12 protein-coding genes are annotated in these 8,662 nt (G+C 61.8%); 10 read left to right on the plus strand and 2 right to left on the minus strand.

Annotated features, from left to right (window positions below):
* Nucleotides 1-14 precede the first annotated feature (14 nt).
* From ACR0ID_RS13035 to ACR0ID_RS13045, 3 genes are read left to right on the plus strand one after another with little or no spacing between them, the layout of a single operon-like run.
* Nucleotides 15-707 (plus strand): DUF2062 domain-containing protein, encoded by a 693-nt coding sequence (locus ACR0ID_RS13035; RefSeq protein WP_480473877.1) that lies wholly within the window; start codon nucleotides 15-17, stop codon nucleotides 705-707.
* Nucleotides 707-1,453: a pyridoxine 5'-phosphate synthase gene (locus tag ACR0ID_RS13040; RefSeq protein ID WP_480483761.1), complete on the plus strand. Its 747-nt coding sequence runs from the start codon at nucleotides 707-709 to the stop codon at nucleotides 1,451-1,453. The genes ACR0ID_RS13035 and ACR0ID_RS13040 overlap by 1 nt, the downstream gene beginning before the upstream one ends.
* Complete coding sequence (locus tag ACR0ID_RS13045; RefSeq protein WP_480473875.1) at nucleotides 1,450-2,076, plus strand: LysE family translocator; 627 nt, start codon at nucleotides 1,450-1,452, stop codon at nucleotides 2,074-2,076. Before ACR0ID_RS13040 ends, ACR0ID_RS13045 begins: the two co-directional genes overlap by 4 nt.
* A 38-nt stretch (nucleotides 2,077-2,114) precedes the next feature.
* Here ACR0ID_RS13045 and ACR0ID_RS13050 read toward each other — a convergent pair whose 3' ends face one another.
* Nucleotides 2,115-2,963 carry a CE1 family esterase gene (locus ACR0ID_RS13050; RefSeq protein WP_480605999.1) on the minus strand — a complete coding sequence of 283 codons (849 nt, stop codon included), beginning with the start codon at nucleotides 2,961-2,963 and terminating at the stop codon, nucleotides 2,115-2,117.
* Between the two features lie 127 nt (nucleotides 2,964-3,090).
* On the opposite strand from ACR0ID_RS13050, the gene acpS reads away from it, so the two are divergent.
* From acpS to ACR0ID_RS13070, 4 genes are all read left to right on the plus strand, one after another.
* Complete coding sequence (acpS, locus tag ACR0ID_RS13055) at nucleotides 3,091-3,510, plus strand: holo-ACP synthase (protein ID WP_209506227.1); 420 nt, start codon at nucleotides 3,091-3,093, stop codon at nucleotides 3,508-3,510.
* Nucleotides 3,511-3,572: 62 nt separating this feature from the next.
* The gene (gene lepB, locus ACR0ID_RS13060) at nucleotides 3,573-4,412 is read left to right on the plus strand and encodes a signal peptidase I (protein ID WP_480473873.1); all 840 of its coding nucleotides are present in this window, start codon (nucleotides 3,573-3,575) and stop codon (nucleotides 4,410-4,412) included.
* Complete coding sequence (gene rnc, locus ACR0ID_RS13065) at nucleotides 4,409-5,086, plus strand: ribonuclease III (protein WP_480606002.1); 678 nt, start codon at nucleotides 4,409-4,411, stop codon at nucleotides 5,084-5,086. Before lepB ends, rnc begins: the two co-directional genes overlap by 4 nt.
* A 154-nt stretch (nucleotides 5,087-5,240) precedes the next feature.
* A complete protein-coding gene (locus tag ACR0ID_RS13070; RefSeq protein ID WP_480606003.1) occupies nucleotides 5,241-5,717 on the plus strand; it encodes a hypothetical protein in 477 nt (158 codons plus the stop codon).
* 51 nt (nucleotides 5,718-5,768) lie between these two features.
* On the opposite strand, the gene ACR0ID_RS13075 is transcribed toward ACR0ID_RS13070, so the two are convergent.
* A complete protein-coding gene (locus ACR0ID_RS13075; protein WP_480606005.1) occupies nucleotides 5,769-7,151 on the minus strand; it encodes a multicopper oxidase family protein in 1,383 nt (460 codons plus the stop codon).
* Between ACR0ID_RS13075 and ACR0ID_RS13080 the strand changes: the two genes are divergently transcribed.
* From ACR0ID_RS13080 to ACR0ID_RS13090, 3 genes are read left to right on the plus strand one after another with little or no spacing between them, the layout of a single operon-like run.
* The gene (locus ACR0ID_RS13080) at nucleotides 7,150-7,278 is read left to right on the plus strand and encodes a hypothetical protein (RefSeq protein ID WP_480494628.1); all 129 of its coding nucleotides are present in this window, start codon (nucleotides 7,150-7,152) and stop codon (nucleotides 7,276-7,278) included. The two genes, ACR0ID_RS13075 and ACR0ID_RS13080, sit on opposite strands and share 2 nt — an antisense overlap.
* Before the next feature lie 33 nt (nucleotides 7,279-7,311).
* Entirely contained in the window at nucleotides 7,312-8,220 is a 909-nt protein-coding gene (gene era / locus ACR0ID_RS13085) for a GTPase Era (RefSeq protein WP_480519479.1), read from the plus strand.
* Nucleotides 8,217-8,546 (plus strand): DUF1491 family protein, encoded by a 330-nt coding sequence (locus ACR0ID_RS13090; protein WP_480519481.1) that lies wholly within the window; start codon nucleotides 8,217-8,219, stop codon nucleotides 8,544-8,546. Before era ends, ACR0ID_RS13090 begins: the two co-directional genes overlap by 4 nt.
* Nucleotides 8,547-8,662 lie beyond the last annotated feature (116 nt).

Here is an 8,662-nt window from a genome sequence, read left to right on the forward strand (position 1 = left end):
AGGGGTGATCACGGGTGGTATTCAAGCGCCGAGACCGACGCTCTCCTGTTCAGGTCGCTTCGGAACTCGTCTATCCGCGTGGCGGATGGACCCGCGCCTTCCACTATGTCAAACACCGTGTCCGCCGCCTGCCGGATTCCCCTGACCGGATTGCCCGCGGCATCGGGGCGGGCGTTTTCGCATCCTTCACGCCGTTTTATGGGCTGCACTTTCTGGTCGCCGCAATTGGTGCGCGGCTGATCAAGGGCAATATTCTGGCCGCGCTCAGCGGTACGTTCTTCGGCAACCCCCTGACCTATGTCCCGATTGGGGTGATCTGCCTGCAAACCGGGCATTTCCTGCTGGGCACCGAATATGAAGAAGGCGACACGCAGGGGCTGATGGGCAAGTTTGCCGACGCCATCGGTGACCTCAAGGACAATCTTCTTGCCCTGTTCACGGACCGCGTGGCCGACTGGCACGGGCTGGGTCAGTTCTACGATGACGTTTTCTATCCCTACATGATTGGCGGCATCATTCCCGGTATCGTGGCGGGCATCATCTGCTACTACCTCAGCCTGCCGCTGATCCTGACCTACCAGCTGCGCCGCCGCGCCAAGATCAAGGCAAAGTTTGAAGAAATCAAACGCCGGGCCGAAGAAACACCTGCCGGTCCCGCGCCAAGATCGCTAAGGTCGGGGCGAAAATCTGCAAAAGGAACCAAATGATGTCCGAAAGCCGTCTGCGTCTGGGTGTGAATATCGATCATGTCGCCACCGTGCGCAACGCGCGCGGCGGGGCCTATCCTGACCCGCTGCGCGCCGCCAAGCTGGCAGAGGAGGCCGGCGCCGACGGCATCACCGCGCATCTGCGCGAAGACCGCCGCCATATCTCGGACGCCGATATCGACGGGCTGATGGAGGTTCTGTCGGTGCCTCTGAACTTTGAAATGGCCGCCACCGAAGAGATGCAGAAAATCGCCCTGCGCCACAAACCGCACGCCGTCTGTATCGTTCCCGAAAAGCGCGAGGAACGCACCACCGAAGGCGGGCTCGAAGTCGCGCGCGAGGAAAACAAGCTGGCCCATTTCATCGCCCCCCTGCGCGAGGCCGGGTGCCGCGTGTCGATCTTCATCGCCGCGGATCAGCGTCAGATCGAGGCCGCGCACCGCATCGGTGCCGAGGTGATCGAACTGCACACCGGTGCCTATTGCGACGCCCATGCCGAAGGACGTATGGACGCCGCCGCGCGCGAGCTTGAATCGCTGCGCCAGATGTCCACCTTTGCCCATTCACTGGGGCTCGAGGTCCATGCAGGCCATGGCCTGACATACGACTCCGTAAAACCGGTTGCCGCTTTCCCCGAGGTCATGGAACTGAACATCGGGCATTTCCTGATTGGTGAGGCGATCTTTCTGGGTCTCACCCCCGCCATTCGGGAGATGCGCCGCCTGATGGACGAGGCGCGCGCGTGATCACCTCCGGCTTTATCGCCATCTGGTTCGCCTGGCTGATGGCAGGGGGCTCTCCGGGCCCGGCCACGATGGGCATTGCCGGAACCGCCATGACCGAAGGCCGTACCGCCGGGCTGGCCTTTGCCCTTGGCATCTGCGCCGGATCGGCCGCCTGGGGCATTGCCGCGGCGCTGGGCCTGTCGGCGGTCATGCTGGCTAATGTCTGGCTGTTCGAGGTAATCCGCTATGTCGGCGTGGCCTATCTGGGCTGGCTGGCGCTGAAGGCCCTGAAACGCGCGGTGACCTCGGATGATGAGGTCGCATTGGGCAAACCGGTCACCGGCACGCTGCCCACGGTTTTTGCCAAAGGTGCGGCGATCCACCTGACCAACCCCAAGGCAATCCTCAGCTGGGGGTCGATCTATGCCATCGTCGCGCCGAGCGATGCCAACCTGCCGATGCTGCTGGGCTATTTCGCCATGCTGTACGCAGGATCGCTGCTGATCTTCATCGGCTATGCGTTCCTGTTCTCATCCGCCCGCATGGTCCGCACCTACCGCCGCGCCCGCCGCTGGTTCGATTTCGCCTTTGCCGGGTTTTTTGGCCTGGCGAGTTACAAGATTTTGACGGTGCGGTTGTCGTAAAGCAGGCAAATTGATTTCGGCAAATGCCGGTGGAGGCGCTAGGGCGCGCTCGAGATTTCCAGAAACCATTCCGCAACAGCATTTGCCCAACCGGGTTGCCTGCCGTGACCATGTGGCCCCAGCGACAGGGTGACAGAGCCGTTCTGACACTCGGTCCACTTCTTTCGCCAGGTTGCGCCTTCTGTTGAAACGCTGTTCGCCATCTGCCCGCATCCATTGGTTCTGGTCAGAATTTCAATGGATTTCAAAACGCTACCCTGTTCGAAATCATAGTCCCCAAAGGTCACAAAACGCCCCTCCAGCGGGACGGTCCGGTCTGCAAATCCGTGCGAATGATGCATGTGAACCGGTCCGCTGCACCGCCGCCACATCGGCTCCCAAAAGGCCCCTGATGCCGAGGCATAGGCAAAGGCAAAGGAATGATCCGTGCAGGCCTTGTCCCAAACCAGTGATCCGCCGCGTGAATACCCCGCCAGCAAAATGCGGTCGGCGTTCAGGTCGAAACGGGCAATGGCGTCTTGCTTGATCTGCTCCAGCGCGGCCAGATCATCCCGCGGCCAGCGATAGCCATCATGCACTCCCCAATCCAGCGCCTTGGGATTGCCAATGTCGACCTGACCGTTCGGCGCGATAAAGGCGATGCCGCGGTCGGTAAAGGCCGCCGCGAGGCCGGAAAGATTTACGGCTGAATTCGCCGTTGCCCCATAGCCATGCAGATAGATAACAGCTGGCGGCTTGGGCGCGGCATCCGGCAGAACCACCCGATAGGACACCTCTCCAACCTGACAGGGGGTTTCCCCGGTTCCGCAATCCTGTGCAAAAGCGGGGAAAACGGTGCTTGCGACAATGCCAGCCACCGCGATTGCCATGAACGGAATTTTCGACATTGCGTCCCCCCACACCAACGTAAAAATTGAACATTCCGGTAAAGTATATCACGGAATGCGGCAACCAACCGCTTGCGTGTGGTCATCAATTGCCGTTGATTGGCCCGACCAGAGAAATGAGAGCCACATGATCCTCGGCATCGGCACAGACCTTGCAAATATCGACCGCATTCAGGGCACGCTCGACCGGTTCGGCGACCGGTTCCGCAACCGTGTCTTTACTGACACCGAACAGCGCAAGGCCGAACGCCGCGCCGATACCGCAGGCACTTATGCAAAACGCTGGGCCGCGAAAGAGGCATGTTCCAAGGCGCTCGGCACCGGCCTGCGCATGGGCATTTCGTGGAAGGACATGGCCGTCACCAACCTGCGCACCGGGCAGCCGGTGATGCATGTCACCGGCTGGGCCGCCGAACGCCTGAACGAGCTGACCCCCGCAGGTCACGAGGCGATCATCCACGTCACCCTGACCGATGACCACCCCTGGGCACAGGCCTTTGTCGTGATCGAGGCGCGTCCCCTGCAAGATCACGTCACACAGCCTTGACTTGACCCCATCCCCCCCGCATGTAGCAGCGAAGCCAAGCACAGAGAACTGGAGAGAGCAGTATGGCCGAGGAAGCCAAAACCGGAAGCGGCGTCTGGGAAACGATCAAGACCATCGTCTATGCCCTGCTGATCGCGGGCGTGTTCCGGACCCTCTTCTTTCAACCGTTCTGGATTCCGTCCGGTTCGATGAAGCAGACGCTGCTGATCGGCGATTTCCTCTTCGTCAACAAGATGGCCTACGGCTATTCCTACGCCTCATGTCCCAGCCTGATCATCCCCAGTGTCGGCCTGAATATCGACGCCGAAGATCTCTGTGGCTGGATGCAGGGCGACGACGGAAGCCGCATCTGGGGCGGCGATCCCGTGCGCGGCGACGTCATTGTCTTCCGCCACCCGGTCAGCGGGCGCGACTATATCAAGCGCCTGATCGGCCTGCCGGGCGACCGCATTCAGGTCCGCGAGGGGCAGATCATCCTCAACGGCACACCGGTTCCGCAACAGCCTGACGGCATATTCACCGAAATCGCCGAACCACAGGGCCCGCAACGACTGCGCCCACGCTGTGAAAACGGCCCCGTCGGTGTTGGCGGCGCCTGTGAAAAGTCGCGCCTGATCGAAACCCTGCCCAACGGCGTCACCTATGACGTGCTGAATATCGGCAATCAGGGCTCGGACAATACCGGCATCTATACCGTGCCCGAGGGCCATTATTTCTTCATGGGCGACAACCGCGACAACTCGGCTGACAGCCGCCTGCCGCAATCCGCTGGCGGGGTTGGCTATGTGCCCTACGAAAACCTGATCGGTCGCGCCGACCGGATTATGTTCTCGTCCGCCGGGCGGTCCATGCTGTTCTTCTGGACCTGGCGTGGGGATCGCTTCTTCAAGGCGGTCAATTGAAGCTCTCAGCCGAGATAAAGGCCTTCCAGCAGCGTTTGGGGTATGAATTTGCCAACCCCGAGCTGCTGGTGCGTGCGCTGACCCACGGCTCGGTCTCATCGTCGACCCGGCCCGACAATCAGCGGCTTGAATTTCTGGGCGACCGGGTGCTGGGTCTTGTCATGGCCACCGCGCTGCTTGAGGCCGACAAGAAAGCCTCCGAAGGCCAGCTTGCGCCCCGGTTCAACGCTCTGGTCCGGAAAGAGGCCTGCGCAGATGTCGCCCGCCAGATCGATCTGGGGGCGGTGCTGAAACTGGGCCGGTCCGAGATGCTCTCGGGTGGGCGCCGCAAACAGGCGCTGCTGGGCGACGCGATGGAGGCGGTGATTGCCGCCATCTACCGCGACGCCGGGTTCGAAGCCGCCCGCGATGTCATTCTCGCCCTCTGGGGCGACCGTATCTACAAGGTCGAGGCCGACGCCCGCGACGCCAAAACCGCGCTTCAGGAATGGGCGCAGGCGCGCGGCCAGAAACCACCCAGCTATGTCGAGGTCAAACGCAGCGGCCCCGACCACGCCCCCGTCTTCACAATCGCCGCCCGCCTTCAGGACGGAACCGAGGCACAAGCCACCGCAGGCTCCAAGCGCCTGGCCGAACAGGCGGCCGCCAAGGCGTTGCTGGATCGGGTCAGCTGATCGGTGCTGCCGCCCGGCCTGTCACAAGTTTCAATCAAACTTGAAGACTATAGCCGCCACGACCCGAGATATGTATCTGGGTGTTAACTGCTTTGGCATCAGTCTGACTGCGACAGGTCAAAGCACTTGAGAAACAACGGATAAAGGCAATCCAATGCAACGTGCAAAACTCTCGCTCGTCAATATCGGCTTTCTGTTCATTGCCGGGTTTGTGGCAACCATGGCCTTCGATTTCTGGGGGCAGGTCGTCAGCCCAGGCATCGGCTGGGCCAACCTGTCACCCGAAGGTCTGGCGCAGAGTTTGCTGTCCAGTCTGGGCCTTCCCAGCAACGCTTTTCTGGGTTTCTTCGTGCATTTCTACATTGTCGGCCTGATTGCCTATCCTTTGGGCTGGTTCCTTGTTTTCCAGCCAATCTGGGTCAAGGTTCTGGGCCCGGTCCACATGTTTGTTGCCTCGGCAATCTATGGTTTCGGTCTGTGGGTATTTGCTATCGGAGGTGTCACGACCTTTGCAGGTCTGCCGCCGTTCCTGAGCTTTGTCGGCATCACATGGGTCGCGCTGATCGGACACGTTTTGTACGGCATCGTGTTTGTGGCCGTGCTGAACCCCATCCTGCGCCGTCACCCGTGATCTGATCCGTTCAACCCGCCGGTCCGGTGTCGGGCCGACGGGTTTCATCGTTCAAACCACCCGGATGAACCCGGTCAGCCCGGTTTTCTGACGTTCGATCACATGGCAATGAAACGCCCAGTCGCCGGGGTTGTCCGCCACCAGCGCTATATCCGCCACCTCATCCTTCAACAGCAGCATCGTGTCCGTCATCAGTGGTGGCAGGATGCGCAGGTTGGATCGCAGCGGCACGAAGGCCAGCCCGTGCAGGTGGATCGGATGCAGGTTGGGCGACTCGTTGCGCAACCGCAGGACATAGCTTTTGCCCTGTTCCAATACCGCCAGCGGCCCGGTGCCCTGCGCCGCATCGCCCGGCCAGGGTTTGCGGTTGATCGACCAGAAACTATACCCCAGCGTGCCGCAGAACCCGTCATTCGGGGCACCGCCCTCCGGCGTCCAGCCAAAGACGAACTCATGCAAATCCGCACGGTCCGGATCGGGGCGCGCAACGGGATTTGCACGCAGCGGGCGCAGCTCTCTCAGATCGCGCGCCGCTGATGTGCCAGTAGCCCGCAAGCGCGCCATGGCGCGGTGCGGCTGGCCGGGAAACTTGGCCATCAGGTCCGCCGTCTGCCCTTCGCCCTCGGGCATCCGGACGGCAAAATCCACCCGCTGACCGGGGCCCAGCAACAGCGGTTCATCCGCCGTTGGCACCGGTAGGTCGATCTCGACCGGATGCCCGTCCCACGCGATGATCCGGGTCTCGGCCCCCTCGGGATGCAGCTTGTAGATGCGGGTCGTGTCCGTGTTGACCACCCGCAGCCGCACCAGACTGCCCGCCGCATGCTCATAGACCGCCTCGCTCTGCCAGTTGGCGGTCTGCACTGTACCAAACGTGCCCGCCCGCGCCGCACCCCGCGCCGTATAGGCAGGCAGGAACGCGTCATCCTCGTCCAGACGGAAATCCCGCAGATTGATCACCTGTTCGCTGTCGAACCCCGGCTCGTCCGGCTCGGCAATCACCATCACGCCGGTCAGCCCGCGCGCCATCTGCTCCATCGTCATGCAATGGGGGTGGTACCAGTAGGTCCCCGCATCCGGTGGCGTGAACTCATAGGTAAAGCGCTCACCCTCGCCGATGGGCATCTGGGTCAGGTAAGGCACCCCGTCCATCTCGTTGCGAATGCGCAGCCCGTGCCAGTGCATCGAAGTGTAATCCGGCAGCGTATTGCGCACACTCAGCCGCATAGGCTCGCCCTGTCGCCCAAACAGAACCGGCGGCGGCGCATCGGGCGAGAGGCTGACCATCCCCGCGGTAAGCTGTTCTCGCAGCCGGTAACTGGCGGGTTGCAGCACCAGTTCCTGTGCTGCATCACCTGCCGCCAGCGACCATCCGCCCAACCCAAACGCACCTGCGGCGGCGCCGCTTCCAAGAAGAAACTCGCGACGTTTCATGACAACCTCATTGAAAGGATTTGCGGCCGGGCTGGAACTGGCTGGGCACCTGCGCCTGTCCTGCCACCGCAAACGCAGGGCCGCAATGCGACAAATCCCTCTGGCCCGCCGCCCCTTTCTGCTATAGGGGGGCGCAGTTGCAGACAGGATTGCCAGACACATGACCACACGCGCCGGATTTATCGCCCTGATCGGAGAGCCCAACGCAGGCAAATCCACCCTCCTGAACCGCATGGTCGGGGCAAAGGTCTCGATCGTGACCCATAAGGTGCAGACCACACGCGCCCGTATCCGGGGCGTTGCGATGGAAGGCGATGCGCAACTGGTCTTTGTGGACACGCCGGGCCTGTTCAAACCGCGTCGCCGTCTGGACCGTGCCATGGTCGCTGCCGCCTGGGGCGGGGCCGCCGATGCCGATATCGTCGTGCTGATGGTCGAGGCGCATCGCGGCATCACCGAAGGGGTTGAACGCATCCTCGAAGGGCTGGCCGAGATCGGGCAGGGCCGCACCATCGCGCTGGCGATCAACAAGATCGACAAGGTGCCGTCCGAGAAACTGCTGGCGCTGACCAGCGACCTGAACGCGCGCTACCCCTTTGCCGAAACTTTCATGATCTCGGCCGAAAAAGGCCACGGCGTCGACGACCTGCGCAAATGGCTGGCGGGCGAATTGCCCGAAGGCCCGTGGTTGTATCCCGAAGATCAGATCGCCGATCTGCCCCTGCGCATGATCGCCGCTGAAATGACGCGCGAGAAGCTGACCCTGCGCCTGCATCAGGAACTGCCCTACCAACTGACGGTCGAGACCGAGACCTGGGAAGAACGCAAGGACGGCTCGGCCAGAATCGATCAGATCATCTATGTCATGCGCGACGGCCACAAGGGCATCGTTCTCGGCAAGAAGGGCGAGACGATCAAGGCCGTCAGTCAGGCCGCGCGGGCGGAACTGGAAGAGTTCCTCGACCGCAAGATCCACCTGTTCCTGCAAGTGAAAGTCCGGCCCAACTGGCTTGAGGAATCCGAGCGCTATTCGGAAATGGGTCTGGATTTCAAAGACGGCAACGCATGACCCGCCTGACCGCTGATTTCTGGGTGCACGCCTATCTGGCGCGGCTCCGGTTTCAGGAAATCCCCGCCTTTGTCGTGGCCCATGGCGATGACACCGCGGGCGCGGTTCTGGTCAAGCTCAACACGCTCGACGGGCAGGCCACCGCCTTCCAACGCAGCTTTGATCTGATGAGCGGTGAACGGAAATGGGTTGAACTTTCCTCTGGCCTTGAAGGCGATGTGGATCATGCCATCCAGCGCCAGCGCAGCTTTGACCCCGACCTCTGGGTGATCGAGGTTGAAGACCGGCAAGGCCGGCACCTGCTGGGTGAAGAGGGGCTGGAGTAGCGGGCCGGGCGAATGTCGGCTTTGAGCCGATTCTGTTGAAAAACAACGGTTGCTGACGCAGAAAGTGGTGCTTTGAACAGAGCGCGAGTGCGTTTCCATTCAGGCTTTGCGCATTT

Source organism: Ruegeria sp. AL2, assembly GCF_056540845.1.

What these genes read in the sequence shown, in the direction of transcription:
- ACR0ID_RS13040 (WP_480483761.1), top strand. Translation starts at nt 707, where the DNA reads ATGTCCGAAAGCCGTCTGCGTCTGGGTGTGAATATCGATCATGTCGCC.
- ACR0ID_RS13050 (WP_480605999.1), bottom strand. Translation starts at nt 2,963, where the DNA reads ATGTCGAAAATTCCGTTCATGGCAATCGCGGTGGCTGGCATTGTCGCA.
- acpS (WP_209506227.1), top strand. Translation starts at nt 3,091, where the DNA reads ATGATCCTCGGCATCGGCACAGACCTTGCAAATATCGACCGCATTCAG.
- lepB (WP_480473873.1), top strand. Translation starts at nt 3,573, where the DNA reads ATGGCCGAGGAAGCCAAAACCGGAAGCGGCGTCTGGGAAACGATCAAG.
- ACR0ID_RS13070 (WP_480606003.1), top strand. Translation starts at nt 5,241, where the DNA reads ATGCAACGTGCAAAACTCTCGCTCGTCAATATCGGCTTTCTGTTCATT.
- ACR0ID_RS13080 (WP_480494628.1), top strand. Translation starts at nt 7,150, where the DNA reads ATGACAACCTCATTGAAAGGATTTGCGGCCGGGCTGGAACTGGCTGGG.
- ACR0ID_RS13075 (WP_480606005.1), bottom strand. Translation starts at nt 7,151, where the DNA reads ATGAAACGTCGCGAGTTTCTTCTTGGAAGCGGCGCCGCCGCAGGTGCG.
- era (WP_480519479.1), top strand. Translation starts at nt 7,312, where the DNA reads ATGACCACACGCGCCGGATTTATCGCCCTGATCGGAGAGCCCAACGCA.
- ACR0ID_RS13090 (WP_480519481.1), top strand. Translation starts at nt 8,217, where the DNA reads ATGACCCGCCTGACCGCTGATTTCTGGGTGCACGCCTATCTGGCGCGG.